Genomic DNA, 15023 nt, shown 5'->3' with positions numbered 1-15023 from the left:
TTTAATTTGCGCTCGGGGCTTCAGTTAATTTCTTAACTGGATCAATGCCATCTATGTAAAAACTGATGGTATAAATATTTCTTCCCCAGGTATTTTCCCATTGAAATATATAATTTATGTTTTTTTGCTGCAATTTTTCAGCGTATCCTTTTGAATAAGTCAACCCGGCAATCAGCATCAATTTTTCATCATTTGTACGCTTACGAAGGCCATAAGACCTGTTTCTGCCGTAGCCGGAAAACTGATGCGGTTTATCAGTCGCTTTTTCGTTAAAAGCGACAGTAGTTTTAACTGGATCCTGATTATGCGTTATCGGAAATCCATCAACCAGTACAATTCCGTAATTTTTTATTTTTCTGTCGTTTAATCTGCTATCATTCACACTGATTTCTACAATGTATTTTACATTTCTGTAATTTACAGTAGCAAGACTAACTAAACCGTTTTTAGAGCGAAATCTTAAACTGTCTGTTGCCTCAAATTTCAGTTCTGGACAAAGTGAAATGATATCGTTAACGGGTTTAAAAAGTTCTATTTTTACACCGTTATACAAAACGGTAAAGGCATCGCCCAGTATTTCAACCTTATCTTTTTGCAGTTGAAAAAGCTGCTTTGCATAACTTGGCTTAACTTCATTAAAAGGTTTTGGTTTAATACTATCCGTATAAATAATTTTAACCGGCTCATATTCGTACGGATTATCAATGCTGTAAACCTGGCGAGCAAGTCCATCCGCTTTTTTGTACAAACTATCGGCTTTACTTTGTCCTGAAGCATTTTTCGCCAAACTGAATATAACGCATATGAGTAAGCTGATTTTTTTCATTTTTAAATAACAATTTTAAGTTGTTAAGCTATATGCAAAAACTTTTCATAATGATGATGTGCTTGCTTTTTAAATAGCATCACTTATGGTTAAATATCATTATTCGTTTGTTAGTTCCAATTCATCTAAAGTTGCTTTTGTGTCTTTAAGTTCTTTTATTTCTTCATTTAACTTTTTTATTTCAGCATTGAAATAAGCCGCATCAACTTTTGGTCTGACAATTACCCCATCTTTTTTAGTGGTAATTTTAGGGGCATAAGCTTTAATTACCAAATCAAATGGTGCGAAGTTTGTAATTGGGTATTTAGCAGTTTTCCATAGGTTAGAATGTTGAGCAGCTTCGCTTAACAAAGGTTGATGATAATCATATGTTTCATTCGGTTTAATCGCATAATCATCGTTAAAAGTGCCTCCGCTGCCTTGAGCGGCTATTTTCTCACCGGTTTTTTTTGAGTAAATTTCAATATTGAACATGTATTCGCCAATTAGATCTTCAGCAGAAGTGTTTGTGAAAACCAGGTCTAAGTAAGGCGATTTCGGATCATCAGAAAAAAACTGGTCTTCGCTTATGAAGATTTTAGTTAATTTAAAAGCATCCATTTGCTTTGTTATTTTGGCAACCTTCAGTTTATCTTTTTCTAAACTATCAATCTCCGCTGTTTTTTTAATAATCTTTTCATCTCTGTCAACAGCTAGAAAATCTTCAGCATAGCTGATGATGGCGCTATAGCTTTTTCCATCAATCATCTCCATTGAAATTTTATCAAAGGATTTGCCCTCATATTTCTCAGGTGAATTCCATTTCTCTTTCATTGCTTTCACTGCGATTAGGCGCAAAGCCTTCTCCAGATTTTCTTTTTCAGCTTTATCAAGTTTTTCTTCCATTTTGGCTCTCGAAGTTTTAAATGATTGCTCGTCTTTGCCAGAGATTTTGGGTCCACAGGCAGATAGTAGTAAAATGCAAAGGAAAAGTATTAAAGTTGAATAGGTGTTTTTCATGGTTTGGTGGTTATGCGATTCGTAGAGATTGATTTATTATTGATGTTTTATAGAGAAAGTTTTGAGTGTAGTCGAAACGCTTTTACATAAGTCTTCGATTATTATTATTTATTGCCATTCGTCATTGCGATCACGATTCTTCATCGGGAGAAGCAATCTCATTTTTAAGGAAAAGATTGCCGCGGTCGTGAAATACTCCCTCGCAATGACGACCGCCCTAAATCGTCACACATATTGATTTTTAAAAAGTAAATTAACCATTAGCCTGACAGAGCGTGATTAATTTATTTCTTTTGAGCTTGGTTATAAATCGCTTCACTTACTTTCTCTCCATTGAGATAATAATGTTTAAAAAGTACGGTTCCATCAGGTTTGTACATATGTGAAACACCATGACGTTTGCCATTTAAAAACTCAGCATCCATGTTTTTCTTACCCAATGCATAAGTTATGGATAAACCATGCTGCAAATCATTTTTATAATTGGTTTCGGTCATGATTTGACCATCGTTATAAACGCGATAAATACCATCCCGTTTATCACCTTTATAATTGATTTCTGTAGCTAGTTTTCCATCCAAACTATAGGTTTTGGATGTTCCATTTCTTAAATCGTTTTCATAATAAGTTTCAGTTAGCACCTGATCTCCAGAAAATGTTTGTGATAAGCCATGTTTTTTATCTAATTTATAAACTGATTTGTTCACCAGTTTACCGTTGCTGAACATCTCACTGACTCCATTTTTTTTGCCGTCTTTATAATCCTGACGTAACCAAACTTTACCCTGGTTGTCGTAATTTTCTTTAATCCCGTTGCGAACACCGTTTTTATAATGAAGTTTACATTCCATGGTTCCGCCCTGCGAATACCAAAATGCCTCACCCGTAATTACGCCCGCTTTGATATTGTAAAGTGCAAAACCGCCTTCATCAAATGGTATTTTGTATTTTCCCTGTAAAAGCTTGTTATTTAAACTCAATACCAATTGGCTGCTATCTGAACTATAATTTTTTTGGAGGTGTTTCCATTTAATTTCTTCGGGGAGTTGGGCAAATACCGAACTTGCGATTAAACTAAATGTTACGATGAGGTAAAATTGGGAAGTTCTTTTAAACAGTTTCATCATTAATATAATTTATCACGCTGTTCGTTCCATTTTTTTGCCAACACATCCAAAAGGGCGAGGTAATCCTTTTTCTCCTGCCCCTTTAATTTGTCTTCAATTTTAAGTGAAGTGATGGCCCAATCGGAAAATGAAATACTCAATTGAGGTGCGTTATCTTTTGCATTGCTGTTAACTGAGGTAAGCACTAAATTATACAGGTTTTTGTATTCATTGAGATGATTGTTTATGGTTTCATCGCTAAATTTTGGAATTTTAATATCCGATTTGGAGAAATAATCTACACCATCACTTTTCAGTGAATTTGAACAGGCAAGAAGAGCGCCCACAAGAAATAAAAGACAAAAGATTTTAATGTTTTTCATAAATAATAAAGTTTTATGATACCAATTTATTGGTTTTTCACTCACAAAAATTTACCCTTTATTATTCGCCAGCTTTGATTTATTATTCGTTATTGTTTGCCAGATATTGTTAAATCTATAATAGCCAGCGCTAAATTCACCTGATCAATTATCCGGCAAATACAATTCGTTGAAAACGCAGCTTTTTGCCGTCAAGAATATCAAACACATAAATCTTATTGTGTTCTCCTTCACTCACCGGATCTCCATTTTCATCTACGGCGTTATTGGTATAACTAAGGTTTAAGTGAAGTGTGGTTTTATCTTCCTCATAACAGTTTGCTAATAGTTTGAAGTTAAAATCGCCTTCATTAAACTCCTGGGTTTCTGCCTCATGTTTTTGAAGAAGACTTGCCGTTTTTAGCTTCATGATAGATTTTAGCAGATCCTTATCGAAAATTTGGTCATAGTAGCGTTCAAAGTCTTTTTCGTACAATAAACTGGGATTTGTGTATTTGGCTTTTCGTTCTTTAAGCTCGTCTGCTGTAAACTGAACCGGATATCCCCAGTTATCATCGCCGACAGGAAAACTAAAGTAGGTTTTTAGCTTAGCGACATCTTTGCTGTACAAAGCCTGCCGAAAATCTTTCAAATCGTCAACCCACGATGTATTGCTTTTATTTTCTGCACTGATACCAGTAGTAGCTTTGCTCAATGTTGATGTATCATTTTTAGCAGCTAGATCTGATACATGAGTTGACTGATCTGGTTTGTTCTTGCAAGAACTCACTGCAACCAATAACATCAGTATAAAAACGCTATTTTTCATTTTATTTTCTCTTTTTTTAAAATCGTTAAGATTTTTCGATTTAATATATCTTCATCTCCTTCAAAATCATCTCCAAAACTTTCGCCAACCTGAAAAACTTTGTGATTGGAAATTTTATACACACTGAAGTAGTTCTTCCCGGCATACCCATAAGATAAGATCACCTGATGTTTTTGATCATAACTTGGATTTACCACTTCATCAAAGCCCTGAACTTTCGTTACCTGATTTTTTTTTGGATTGATCAGATAGAGATAATGATATTCGTTACTTCCGCGAGCGCCAGTTTCTTTAAAAATAAGTAAATCCTCAACACCATCGCCATCAAAATCTTCATATTTAAGTGTTTCACCGCCGTTTGGCTGAACAAAAATATTTTCTGCCCAAATAATTTTATCTGTCAATCCCCTATCTATCCCGAAATATACACGTACATTCTTTTCCTTTTCTATGTATTCTTCATCATAGTTTTGAATGGCAATTACGTAAGTGCTGTCCGAAAATGGATGGTAATACTGCCAAACACAATTTGGATCGCATTGATTGAAAATTTTGCTATCACTTGTATTCTGCAGAACTTGATGCACATTCCCTGCTTGTTTTTTCCTCTGTTTAAGCGAGGTGTCAGTTTTTAAAACTGGTAGTTTTTGCGGTGCTGAACTACATCCAAATATCAACAATAAAAAAGATAGCATACCTAAACTTTTCAACGCTAAAAATTTTATTTTACGCATCATCGAATCACGGATTAATTTGAATCTTGGTTCCGATTTCCACCGACTGATACAACTCATCAACTTCTGTATTTGTTAAAGCAATGCATCCGTTGGTCCAGTTAAACCACCTTTGAAATTTGTTGATGAAACCCAAACCATTTCGCAAGCCGTGTATCTTAATATCGCCACCTGGTGATTTGCCTATTGATTTTGCATGTATCATATCTTGTGCATTCGGATAGGAAACGCCTAAGTTTTTATGGTAGCCACTTTTATCGTTTTTTGCATTAATGGTATAAATGCCTTCTGGTGTTTTCTCATCACCTTCGAATTCTTTATGTCCTGTTGGGTTGTCTCCAAATGAAACCTGATAAGTTTTAAGGAACTTTCCTTGCTGATATGCGAGCATCTTATGTTGTGATTTAAAAACCACCAAAGAATCTATCTGTGCAGTTGTAGCAAGTTTAGCTTCCGGATAGACATTATAAACCAAAGCAGCAACCAATATTGGAACCATTAGCAGCAATATCTTTTTCATTTTTTCATTTTTTAATAGATCTGAAGTCTTTATTGGTGTAGAACGTACACTATTCGATATAGCCGTTCTTCTTCTGGTATTTCCACAGTTCCTTGTTTTTATCAATGTAGTGCGTTGGCGTATCTATGTAATTTGCTTTAATGTCCCACCCTCTATCGAGTTTTAGTTTCACACTATCCGGCAAGTCTTCAAAACGTTTTTTTATGTAATCGACTTTTGATAACCGTTTTTCGTAATAAGTTTCATCGCCTTGTGGTTCTTTTGAAGTTAACTTTTGCTTCAAGATTAATTTTTCCAGAAAAACACCCCGCAACCATACCGCCACGTTTCCATTATTAGCAATGCCCACCAAAAAAGTAAGACCTTTAACATCTCCCGATGGGTTGTATAATTTTATTGCCTGTTTGTTTAGAAAGGCTGAATTAAAACTCTGTTCAATTTCTTTTTCAGGCAAATTTAAAATGTCGCTGTAAAATTTTTTATCCCTCCAAGAAACATATTGCAAAACCAGTTGCACGGGTAAACGTTCCCGCCGGTTGCTTTCAGCGAAATAGTATGCTTCGCCCCATTTAGAGGTATAATTTTCTACAGCCTCATCTTTTATATAACCCAAATCGCCATCAGCCAAAATAAAGTAAGCGTTATGGATCGCTATTGGATAACTTTCTGGTGCGCAAACGCTTGAAAAATAGTGATATCGCTCCCAACCTTTGTAACTAAAAATTTTGAAAACAATTGCCCCAACCAAAATCAAAGTAATGGCCAGGTATAATTTGTTGATTAAATTGAACCTCATGATATTAATGTTGAAATGCCCTGGCTAAGCCTGCGGCATACCACAATAAGCCTATTAATAGCAAACTAATGATTAATGAAGCGGCAAAAAGCCATTTGGCTATCCGATAACGCTTGCCATGATAACTGAATACATAAAGGCCCAATAACACCGTTGCACCGAAAGATAGATAGCAATAATTTATGATGCCCTGATCATTTGCGTTGTCACCAATATTTGCAAAAACGAGTAGCAAAACTAAATTAACAATGATAAGCAAAATAGATAGATTGCTATTTTTCTGTTTGTTTAATTGCAATTCTTTATGTTCCATATCGTGATGTAATTACATTTTATTGGCCTTAACTAAGCTGTCTAGCAGCACTTCGAAAGTTTCCGTTTTGCCACCGCAAGCATTGTAAACTACTTTTCCTTCAGGGTTTATTAAAATTTTAGCAGGTGTGCAATAAACATTTTCGTTAATCACCTGATCCTTTTCCGGCCCCTGGGTATTATCAATTTGTTGAAAATTGAATTTAGCTTCGATTATGCTTTTTGTCATCGCGGCTGCATCATCAGAAAATCCATTTACAATGCCAATCATCGGGAAATGTTTACCAAACTTTTGATGCGTGGCATTCAATTCTGCGACCAAATCATAACTGTCTGATTTTTTTAAGTAGCTATTTTGGTAAACAAAAATTACCCAGTACTTCCCTTTATTATCTGCCGATTTGAATAAACTCCCATCAGCGGTTTTTACCGAAAAATCTTTCGGGCTATCGCCTAGCAGCAAATCGATAGCTGTTTTATCTGCAATAACCACCTCCTTCATTTCTTCATTTTTTATTTTCTCCTGAGATTCACCGTCGCATCCAAATAAAGCGATGATCATCAGACTTAACAATGTTAACTTTTTCATAAATAGGGCGTTTTAATTAACAATCGTAGTTCTCATAGTGTGTTCGTTCGAGATCGGTCTCAATAATCTCTTTCTCTTTAACTGAAAGATTTGTTTCTGCTAATGAAACTTTCAACTGTGTTTTACCATCCGGACTTATCCATACTCCATTCAGGCTTTTTCCATCTTTTTTCAGTATCATCACTCCCGAAAAATTATATTCTGTTAGGCAGAAATTGCCCTTGCCATTGGTAGATACAGAAAGTTCTATCCAGTTTTTTCCTTTACCGTATTGGTAGATGCCTTCATATATATTCAGCATGGAGCCACCACATTGGTTGCCCCGCTCTTTTAAATACAAACGCACTGTCCGGTTGTTTACGGTACCACTGTATAAAGTTGTTTTAATATCTTGAGCATTAGCGCTGGTGAAGGTTATAAGGCTGATGAATAAAGCTAGTATGATTTTCATAATTCTATTCTAAATGGTTAATATTGATGATTTACATACAGGCTGATGATAAATATCACTCCGAGTGAACATGCGGCATAAGTACTGATTAAACCTTTGCGATTGAGCTGTTTTGCAAATAATATTAATGCTTCTACGATTAAAAATGCTTCCCAGGCCACAAAGAAAATCATTGGAACAAACTTTTCCAGATTAACAGACATGCCACTGTTTCCACTTTCGCCCCTTGAAAATAAAGCAGCCACAAAAAAACCTAAAGGAACGGCACCAATCATCAGCCTGAGCAAAAAACGTTCTGTCAATTCTCTCTTCATTTAATTAAAAATACATTTATTGAATGCTTAGGTTTTAGAAGATTCATATTCGCTAAGGATGGTTCACTATTCGCATGTAATGGCTTACTATTTGCAAAGCAAACAAGTTCTACACGGAACGTTTCTAAACTGCAAACAGATTCTTTATTTTATTTCATTTTGAATTAATTTTGAGGCATAATAACAAAACATTATGTCTAAAACGAAACTAACGATCAATAACAATGGATCGGTAAAAATTGAAGGCGATTTCGAAATTGTTGATAGAAACGGAAACGTTTATGGTTTACAAGGAAGAGAAGTACTTTCGATCTGCCGTTGCGGTTTATCTAAAAACAAACCTTTTTGCGATGGTGCACACAATGGCCACTTTGAACATGAAGCCCTCGCTTTTGATTTACCTCCGAAAAAGGTATAAGCCGAAATTTTATATTTGCAAAGCCTTGCAGAAATGCAGGGCTTTCGCATGTAAAATGAATATTATAGTTAAGTTAAGCCATTACAGAAAAACTATTCAACAGCTCTCCTGGCGCATTCCCAAAATCATTTTTATGAGTTGGGGATGAAAAAAATATTTAAAATTTTTTAGTTTAAATAAATAAACGTTAATTTGACGATTATTTATTGTTATGAGCACAGCAAACTATGTAATTGGTGTAGATTACGGGACGGATTCTGTTCGGTCCGTTTTGGTAGATACCGCTAACGGAAAAGAGATCTCCTCTTCCGTATTTCTTTACCCCCGATGGCAAAAAGGCCTGTACTGCAAGCCATCGATCAATCAGTTCAGACAGCATCCCTTAGATTATATTGAAGGGTTAACCCATACCATTAAAGATTGTTTGGCAAAGGCCGGAGGATCGGAAATAGCACCATTGGTTAAAGGTATTTCAATAGATACTACAGGATCTAGTCCAGTAGCGGTTGATGCATCAGGAACACCCTTGGCATTAACTCCAGGTTTTGAAGAAAATCCAAATGCCATGTTTGTACTTTGGAAAGACCACACTGCCGTTAAAGAAGCTGCTGAAATTAATGAGCATGCCACTAAATTCCCGGTAAACTACTTGAAATATGTGGGTGGAATTTATTCTTCTGAGTGGTTTTGGTCTAAGTTGTTACGCATTTTAAGAATCGATTCATCTATTAAACAAAGTGCACAATCATGGGTTGAGCATTGCGATTGGATTCCATTTTTACTAACTGGCGGAACAGATGTTTCGACCATGAAACGCAGTCGCTGTGCTGCCGGACATAAAGCATTATGGGCAGAAGAATTTGATGGACTACCTCCAGAAAGTTTCTTCAGCAGCCTTGATCCGCTTTTGGCTGGCTTTAGAGAAAAACTTTTTGTTGACACTTATACTTCTGATGTTTCAGCAGGAACATTAAGTAACGAATGGGCAGAAAAATTAGGACTTACCACTGAAGTTATAATTGGCGTTGGAGCTTTCGATGCACACATGGGCGCCGTTGGTGGCCAGATTGAACCTTACTATCTGAGTAAAGTGATGGGCACCAGCACTTGTGATATTTTGGTGGCACCAAACCAGGATTTGCATGGAAAATTAATTAACGGAATTTGCGGGCAGGTAAATGGCTCTGTAATTCCTGGAATGGCTGGTTTAGAAGCAGGCCAATCGGCCTTTGGCGATGTTTATGCCTGGTTTAAAAACTTAATCAGCTGGCCTTTAAATCATTTGCTAACTGAATCTAGTTTAATTGATGAAGCAACAGCGGTTGCTTTAAAAGATGAACTGGAAAGCAAAATTATCGCTAACTTAAGCAAGCAGGCAGAAGCACTGGAAGATGATGACTATGCAGAATTAGCGATAGATTGGCTAAACGGCAGACGCACACCTGATGCCAACCAGGAACTTAAAGGAGCCATTACTGGTTTAGGTTTAGGTACCGATGCCCCAAGGTTTTTCCGTGCTTTAGCTGCTGCCACTTGTTTCGGCGCAAAGGCCATTGTCGACCGGTTTAAAGAGCAAGGTGTACCGGTAAAAGGAATTATTGGTATTGGTGGGGTGGCCAAAAAGTCATCTTATATTATGCAAATGATGGCCGATGTTTTGGAAATGCCGATCAGAATTCACCGCTTTGAACATACCTGTGCTTTAGGTGCAGCCATGTTTGCAGCTGTTGCAGCAGGCATTTACCCTACCATCGAAGCCGCCATGGCCGCTATGGGAACCGGATTTGAAAAAGAATATACCCCAAATGTGAAAAAGAAGAAAATGTACAGAATGCATTATCAACAATATTTGGGTTTAGGCAGATATTTAGAGCGTTACAACAAAAAAGACGTAAAACCTTATTTATCATGAGCATTTACCAGGATATAAAAGACCAGGCTTATTTAGCCAACATGCAATTACCAAAACTGGGATTGGTACTGTTTACTTTCGGAAATGTTAGTGCTGCAGATCGTTCTAAAGGCGTTTTTGCCATTAAACCAAGCGGCGTTCCTTATGAGGATCTATCGGCAGAGAAAATGGTGATCGTTGATTTTGATGGTAACACCGTTGAAGGAAATCTACGCCCATCATCCGACACGAAAACTCACGCCGTTTTATACAAACACTGGGAAGATGTTGGTGGTATTGTCCATACACACTCAACTTACGGAACGGCATGGGCACAGGCTCAAAAAGCCATTCCAATTTATGGAACCACTCATGCCGATCATTTAACAGTTGATATTCCATGCGCACCGCCGATGGATGATGCCATGATTAAAGGCAATTATGAATACGAAACCGGGTTTCAAATTATGAACCATTTTGAAAGTTTGGGCTTAAGCCATAAAGAAGTGGAGATGATTTTAGTGGGCAACCATGCCCCGTTCACCTGGGGAAAAACAGCAGAAAAAGCGGTTTATAACAGTGCGGTATTAGAAGCGGTAGCGCAAATGGCTTTGTTAACGCAACAAATTAATCCGCAAGCACCTAAATTAAAGGGTTCATTGATTGAGAAGCATTACGAGCGCAAGCATGGTGCAGGTGCTTATTATGGGCAATAATTGGTTGGGAGAAAAGCGTTTGGGGTGTTGAACATCTAGAATCGTCATTGCGAGGGACTATTGTTCATATTTCGTGGCAATCTCATCCTAAAAATGACTTGAAAAGCAAGTGCAGTAGTGCTTTGGTTACGAAAGTCCCGCCATTTGCTCCAATCTTTTTGTTATGGTGTATTGCGCTATTGAAACCTCGCAGGTTTTCAAAACCTGCGAGGTTTAGTAAAAATAACAAAAAGTATTTACGCTCCTGTCGGGTTTAAGACAGTAAGGTTTACCTAAGTAAATTAAACCTGATTGGAGTGAGCATGAAGTCCCAACTATTGGTTGGGCGAAATAAAACGGAAAGCAGGACTATCCTATCCGATTTAAACAGAAACCTGCTTTTCATAAAAATAAAAATTTTAGTTGGCTGTTATTTCAGTTAACCAATTAAAACGCTAAAGCGATTAAACAGATTTAAAATGATTGATTTAAAAAAATTACAAGTTTGGTTCATCACCGGCACACAACATTTGTACGGTGAAGAAACCTTGAAACAAGTGGCAGACAATGCCCAACAAGTAGCAGATTCGTTAAACCAGAATAAAAATATTTCGGTTTCGGTAGTGTTTAAGCCAATTGTAAAAAGCACAGAAGAAATTTTTGAAACTTTACAACAGGCCAATATTGATGAGAACTGTATTGGTGTGATTACCTGGATGCATACTTTCTCGCCTGCTAAAATGTGGATTAGAGGTTTAAATGTTTTGCAGAAACCTTTGTTGCATTTGCATACACAATTTAACCGCGATATTCCGTGGAATACGATCGATATGGATTTCATGAACCTGAACCAAAGTGCTCATGGCGACCGTGAATTTGGTTTTATGGTTACCCGCATGCGAAAAGACCGCAAGGTTGTGGTGGGACATTGGCAGGATGAGGAGGTAGCAAAACAAATTGATACCTGGTGTAGAGCCGCTGCTGGATGGAACGATTGGCAAGGTGCAAAATTTGTTCGTTTTGGCGATAACATGCGTTTTGTTGCTGTTACTGATGGTGATAAAGTGGAAGCCGAAATGAAATTTGGTTTCGCAGTAAATACTTATGGCATAGGTGATCTAGTAGCGGTAATTAATGCAATACCTGAGGAAGCTATTCAAAGTTTATTAAGTGAGTACGAAGAAACTTATGAAATGGCCGAGGATTTGAAAGCTGGTGGTGCCAGACATCAATCTGTTTATGATGCAGCTAAAATTGAATTGGGTTTAAGAAAGTTCTTAGTTGACGGCAGCTTTAAAGGTTTCTCTGATACTTTTGAAGATTTGCATGGCATGATTCAGTTACCAGGTATTGCGGCTCAACGTTTAATGGCCGATGGTTATGGTTTCGCTGGTGAAGGCGACTGGAAAACTGCTGCCTTGGTACGTGCCTGTAAAGTAATGGGTGCTGGCTTGCCTGGCGGAAATGCTTTTATGGAAGATTATACTTACCATTTTGACCCTGAAAACTCAATGGTTTTGGGTTCGCACATGCTAGAAGTGGATGCAAGTTTAGCTTCTGGTAAGGCAAGTTTAGAAGTTTATCCATTAGGTATTGGTGGCAAAGCAGATCCTGCTCGTTTGGTGTTTAATGTTGCAGGTGGCGATGCTTTAAATGCATCTTTAATTGATATGGGTAACCGTTTCCGCTTATTAGTGAACGAAGTAAAAGCTGTTGAAGCTGAAACTGATTTACCAAACTTACCTGTTGCACGTGTGCTTTGGAAACCACTTCCGGATATGAAAACAGGCTGTGCTGCCTGGATTTACGCTGGTGGCGCTCACCATACTGCTTACAGTCAGAATTTAACTACCGAGCACCTATTAGATTTTGCAAATATTGCTGGTTTAGAATATGTAAACATAGGCGCCGATACCAAAATCAATCAATTCAGAAATGAATTGCATTGGAATGAGGTCGCCTATAAATAAAATACAAGCTCTCAATTACATCTTAAAAGCCGATAGTTTTTCAAATTATCGGCTTTTTATTTCAAATTCTGGTTGGTGTGTCACAAACCAGTAGGGAACAGAAAAGGGCAATTTCTTCATCAGAAATTGCCCTTACTTATTTTAGTTTTGCTTGTTCAACCGTCATTGCGAGGCACGAAGCAATCTCTTTTCAAACTTTCAATAGCGACTGCTTTAAGATTGCTTCGTACATCGCAATGACGACAGGTATATAATTTTTTAATCTTCTATCTTTACCATCGCTTTAATCACACCATTTTTCGGATCCAACCAGCTTTCAAATTCATCTTTCACTGCTTCGAATTTTACCTGATGTGTAATGTAATTTGTAGGATTTACCAAACCCGCTTTCATTGATTTGATTACATGCTCGAAATCTTCAATCGTTGCATTTCTACTGCTCATCAGGGTAGATTCACGTTTATGAAATTCCGGATGGTTGAAAATTAAATCGCCTTTTTGCAAACCAATTAACACAAACCTGGCACCATGCGCCATGTAATTAATGGCGTTATTGATTGCTTTTTGATTTCCTGTCGCATCAATGACTACTGTTGGCATATCGCCATTGGTAATTTTACTGAGTTGCTCGGTAACATCTGGCGATAAAGCGTTTATGACGTGCGCTACGCCCAGTTTTTCTTTACAGAAAGATAAACGGTCGTCATTAATATCTAATGCGATTACATTTCCACCGGCAATTCGGGCAAATTCCATGGTACCTAAACCAATCGGACCGGCACCAATCACCAACACAAATTCACCAGGTTGAACATCGGCTCTGCGAACGCCATGTGCGCCAATGGCCAAAGGTTCAACCAAAGCCAATTCATCATAGCTCAGGCCTTCACCATGTAGAAGTGTTCGAGAAGGAACCTGAAGATATTCACGCATTCCGCCATCTACATGAACACCGCAAACCTGCATTTTAACGCAGCAATTTGGTTTGTTCATTCTGCAAGCAATACACTCACCACAATTGAAATAAGGAATAAACGTAACTGCCTCTCCTATTTTAAAATCTTCAGCACCATCAGCCTCCACCAATTTTCCTGAAAGCTCGTGACCTAAAACTCTCGGGTAACTAAAAAAAGGCTGTGTTCCTTCAAAGGCATGCAAATCTGTTCCGCAGATCCCAATTCGTTTAATTTTTATGATAGCGTGGTCTTTCTTTAATTCAGGTTTTTCAGTTTCTGAGTATTCAAAGGTGCCGGGTGTTGTACAGGTAAGGGTTTTCATTATTTAATGATAGAATTTTGAATGATAGAATGAGTGAGTAATTGAATGATGGAATGAGTGAATTGCGAATTAATGAATGGTTAATAGCGATTTCAAAACATTCTCTCAATCTATCATTCACTAATTAAATTACGCGTTTGCCAAAGCTCTGTCTAAATGAACATAACCACCATCCACATGGATAATTTGCCCGGTGGTATGGCTCGATTTATCAGACATTAAAAAAGCCGTCATGTTTGCAATTTCTTCAGCCGTAGTCATTCTGTTTTCTAACGGGATTTTAGATGTAATTTCATCCAATTTCGCCTGAGCATCAGATAAGGTCTCAATCCAGGTTTCATAAGCAGGCGTCCAGCATTCGGCTACCACAACCGCATTTACGCGGATTCCGTATTTCAACAACTCCACTGCCCACTCACGTGTTAACGCATTTCTACCACCATTTGCAGCAGCATAGGCAGAGGTATTGCCTTGTCCAGTTTCTGCGGTTTTTGAAGTGATGTTTACAATTGCACCTTTGCTTTTAATTAACTCAGGCAAGGCATGGTGTGCCATTAAATAATAATGAACTACATTTTTATGGAGTGAAGCCATAAAATCTTCATAGTTCCCGCTTTCCAGTCCTACACCATCATTCACACCTGCGTTGTTTACCAGACCGTCTATCCTACCGAATTTGGCTACAATTTCTGCAACTACTTTTTGGCAATCTTCAGGTTTTGAAAGTTCAGCTACAAACTGCGCTGCCTTTCCTCCAGTTTGTTCAATTGCATCAACTACTTTCTGATTATCTTCTGCTTTTCTGCCCACAATTACCGCGATGGCATTTTCTTTTGCAAAAACTTCTGCAATACTTCTACCAATACCTTTTGCGGCACCAGTGATAATGATAACCTTTTCTTTTAAATTTAAATCCATATCTTTTTTAATTAG

18 protein-coding genes are annotated in these 15023 nt (G+C 37.5%); 4 read left to right on the top strand and 14 right to left on the bottom strand.

All coding sequences use genetic code 11. The annotated features are described in order from the left end of the window. Position 1 precedes the first annotated feature (1 nt). The 12 genes from R2Q70_RS12450 to R2Q70_RS12395 form a co-directional block, all read right to left on the bottom strand. Positions 2 to 826: a hypothetical protein gene (locus R2Q70_RS12450; RefSeq protein WP_316807906.1), complete on the bottom strand. Its 825-nt coding sequence runs from the start codon at positions 824 to 826 to the stop codon at positions 2 to 4. Positions 827 to 925: 99 nt separating this feature from the next. Continuing rightward, positions 926 to 1825 carry a DUF6694 family lipoprotein gene (locus R2Q70_RS12445; protein ID WP_316807905.1) on the bottom strand — a complete coding sequence of 300 codons (900 nt, stop codon included), beginning with the start codon at positions 1823 to 1825 and terminating at the stop codon, positions 926 to 928. 284 nt (positions 1826 to 2109) lie between these two features. Further along, on the bottom strand, positions 2110 to 2952 hold the full coding sequence (locus R2Q70_RS12440) for a toxin-antitoxin system YwqK family antitoxin (protein WP_316807904.1): 843 nt from the start codon (positions 2950 to 2952) through the stop codon (positions 2110 to 2112). After that, positions 2952 to 3314 (bottom strand): hypothetical protein, encoded by a 363-nt coding sequence (locus tag R2Q70_RS12435; protein ID WP_316807903.1) that lies wholly within the window; start codon positions 3312 to 3314, stop codon positions 2952 to 2954. The genes R2Q70_RS12440 and R2Q70_RS12435 overlap by 1 nt, the downstream gene beginning before the upstream one ends. Positions 3315 to 3462: 148 nt before the next feature. Further along, on the bottom strand, positions 3463 to 4122 hold the full coding sequence (locus R2Q70_RS12430) for a hypothetical protein (RefSeq protein ID WP_316807902.1): 660 nt from the start codon (positions 4120 to 4122) through the stop codon (positions 3463 to 3465). Next, the gene (locus R2Q70_RS12425) at positions 4119 to 4859 is read right to left on the bottom strand and encodes an XAC2610-related protein (protein ID WP_316807901.1); all 741 of its coding nucleotides are present in this window, start codon (positions 4857 to 4859) and stop codon (positions 4119 to 4121) included. Before R2Q70_RS12425 ends, R2Q70_RS12430 begins: the two co-directional genes overlap by 4 nt. A 4-nt stretch (positions 4860 to 4863) precedes the next feature. Then, on the bottom strand, positions 4864 to 5376 hold the full coding sequence (locus tag R2Q70_RS12420) for a murein L,D-transpeptidase family protein (protein ID WP_316807900.1): 513 nt from the start codon (positions 5374 to 5376) through the stop codon (positions 4864 to 4866). 49 nt (positions 5377 to 5425) lie between these two features. After that, entirely contained in the window at positions 5426 to 6172 is a 747-nt protein-coding gene (locus R2Q70_RS12415; protein WP_316807899.1) for a DUF2931 family protein, read from the bottom strand. Positions 6173 to 6176: 4 nt separating this feature from the next. Further along, the gene (locus R2Q70_RS12410) at positions 6177 to 6485 is read right to left on the bottom strand and encodes a hypothetical protein (protein ID WP_316807898.1); all 309 of its coding nucleotides are present in this window, start codon (positions 6483 to 6485) and stop codon (positions 6177 to 6179) included. Positions 6486 to 6497: 12 nt separating this feature from the next. Next, on the bottom strand, positions 6498 to 7073 hold the full coding sequence (locus R2Q70_RS12405; RefSeq protein ID WP_316807897.1) for a hypothetical protein: 576 nt from the start codon (positions 7071 to 7073) through the stop codon (positions 6498 to 6500). Positions 7074 to 7089: 16 nt separating this feature from the next. Further along, a complete protein-coding gene (locus R2Q70_RS12400; RefSeq protein WP_316807896.1) occupies positions 7090 to 7524 on the bottom strand; it encodes a hypothetical protein in 435 nt (144 codons plus the stop codon). 17 nt (positions 7525 to 7541) lie between these two features. Beyond that, a complete protein-coding gene (locus R2Q70_RS12395; protein WP_316807895.1) occupies positions 7542 to 7838 on the bottom strand; it encodes a hypothetical protein in 297 nt (98 codons plus the stop codon). Positions 7839 to 8031: 193 nt separating this feature from the next. On the opposite strand from R2Q70_RS12395, the gene R2Q70_RS12390 reads away from it, so the two are divergent. From R2Q70_RS12390 to araA, 4 genes are all read left to right on the top strand, one after another. Next, a complete protein-coding gene (locus tag R2Q70_RS12390; RefSeq protein WP_316807894.1) occupies positions 8032 to 8256 on the top strand; it encodes a CDGSH iron-sulfur domain-containing protein in 225 nt (74 codons plus the stop codon). A gap of 211 nt (positions 8257 to 8467) precedes the next feature. Next, entirely contained in the window at positions 8468 to 10168 is a 1701-nt protein-coding gene (locus R2Q70_RS12385) for a ribulokinase (protein ID WP_316807893.1), read from the top strand. Continuing rightward, positions 10165 to 10863 (top strand): L-ribulose-5-phosphate 4-epimerase, encoded by a 699-nt coding sequence (locus tag R2Q70_RS12380; RefSeq protein ID WP_316807892.1) that lies wholly within the window; start codon positions 10165 to 10167, stop codon positions 10861 to 10863. Before R2Q70_RS12385 ends, R2Q70_RS12380 begins: the two co-directional genes overlap by 4 nt. A gap of 458 nt (positions 10864 to 11321) precedes the next feature. Next, positions 11322 to 12812, top strand: coding sequence for an L-arabinose isomerase (gene araA / locus R2Q70_RS12375; protein ID WP_316807891.1), 1491 nt, complete (start codon positions 11322 to 11324; stop codon positions 12810 to 12812). A 258-nt stretch (positions 12813 to 13070) separates the two neighbouring features. On the opposite strand, the gene R2Q70_RS12370 is transcribed toward araA, so the two are convergent. Next, on the bottom strand, positions 13071 to 14090 hold the full coding sequence (locus R2Q70_RS12370) for a zinc-binding alcohol dehydrogenase family protein (RefSeq protein ID WP_316807890.1): 1020 nt from the start codon (positions 14088 to 14090) through the stop codon (positions 13071 to 13073). Positions 14091 to 14219: 129 nt separating this feature from the next. Beyond that, on the bottom strand, positions 14220 to 15008 hold the full coding sequence (locus R2Q70_RS12365) for an SDR family oxidoreductase (RefSeq protein WP_316807889.1): 789 nt from the start codon (positions 15006 to 15008) through the stop codon (positions 14220 to 14222). Positions 15009 to 15023 lie beyond the last annotated feature (15 nt).

The organism is Pedobacter agri (assembly GCF_032678665.1).
In the GTDB taxonomy this organism is placed as follows: Bacteria; Bacteroidota; Bacteroidia; order Sphingobacteriales; family Sphingobacteriaceae; genus Pedobacter; species Pedobacter agri_A.
This window is presented reverse-complemented; position numbering and strand designations above follow the sequence as displayed.

Excerpts from the sequence above, each read along its gene's own strand:
- R2Q70_RS12430 (WP_316807902.1), bottom strand. The coding sequence starts at position 4,122 with ATGAAAAATAGCGTTTTTATACTGATGTTATTGGTTGCAGTGAGTTCT.
- R2Q70_RS12445 (WP_316807905.1), bottom strand. The coding sequence starts at position 1,825 with ATGAAAAACACCTATTCAACTTTAATACTTTTCCTTTGCATTTTACTA.
- R2Q70_RS12420 (WP_316807900.1), bottom strand. The coding sequence starts at position 5,376 with ATGAAAAAGATATTGCTGCTAATGGTTCCAATATTGGTTGCTGCTTTG.
- R2Q70_RS12390 (WP_316807894.1), top strand. The coding sequence starts at position 8,032 with ATGTCTAAAACGAAACTAACGATCAATAACAATGGATCGGTAAAAATT.
- R2Q70_RS12415 (WP_316807899.1), bottom strand. The coding sequence starts at position 6,172 with ATGAGGTTCAATTTAATCAACAAATTATACCTGGCCATTACTTTGATT.
- R2Q70_RS12400 (WP_316807896.1), bottom strand. The coding sequence starts at position 7,524 with ATGAAAATCATACTAGCTTTATTCATCAGCCTTATAACCTTCACCAGC.
- R2Q70_RS12370 (WP_316807890.1), bottom strand. The coding sequence starts at position 14,090 with ATGAAAACCCTTACCTGTACAACACCCGGCACCTTTGAATACTCAGAA.
- R2Q70_RS12365 (WP_316807889.1), bottom strand. The coding sequence starts at position 15,008 with ATGGATTTAAATTTAAAAGAAAAGGTTATCATTATCACTGGTGCCGCA.
- R2Q70_RS12385 (WP_316807893.1), top strand. The coding sequence starts at position 8,468 with ATGAGCACAGCAAACTATGTAATTGGTGTAGATTACGGGACGGATTCT.
- R2Q70_RS12425 (WP_316807901.1), bottom strand. The coding sequence starts at position 4,859 with ATGATGCGTAAAATAAAATTTTTAGCGTTGAAAAGTTTAGGTATGCTA.
- R2Q70_RS12395 (WP_316807895.1), bottom strand. The coding sequence starts at position 7,838 with ATGAAGAGAGAATTGACAGAACGTTTTTTGCTCAGGCTGATGATTGGT.
- R2Q70_RS12380 (WP_316807892.1), top strand. The coding sequence starts at position 10,165 with ATGAGCATTTACCAGGATATAAAAGACCAGGCTTATTTAGCCAACATG.
- R2Q70_RS12450 (WP_316807906.1), bottom strand. The coding sequence starts at position 826 with ATGAAAAAAATCAGCTTACTCATATGCGTTATATTCAGTTTGGCGAAA.
- R2Q70_RS12405 (WP_316807897.1), bottom strand. The coding sequence starts at position 7,073 with ATGAAAAAGTTAACATTGTTAAGTCTGATGATCATCGCTTTATTTGGA.
- R2Q70_RS12440 (WP_316807904.1), bottom strand. The coding sequence starts at position 2,952 with ATGATGAAACTGTTTAAAAGAACTTCCCAATTTTACCTCATCGTAACA.
- R2Q70_RS12435 (WP_316807903.1), bottom strand. The coding sequence starts at position 3,314 with ATGAAAAACATTAAAATCTTTTGTCTTTTATTTCTTGTGGGCGCTCTT.
- araA (WP_316807891.1), top strand. The coding sequence starts at position 11,322 with ATGATTGATTTAAAAAAATTACAAGTTTGGTTCATCACCGGCACACAA.
- R2Q70_RS12410 (WP_316807898.1), bottom strand. The coding sequence starts at position 6,485 with ATGGAACATAAAGAATTGCAATTAAACAAACAGAAAAATAGCAATCTA.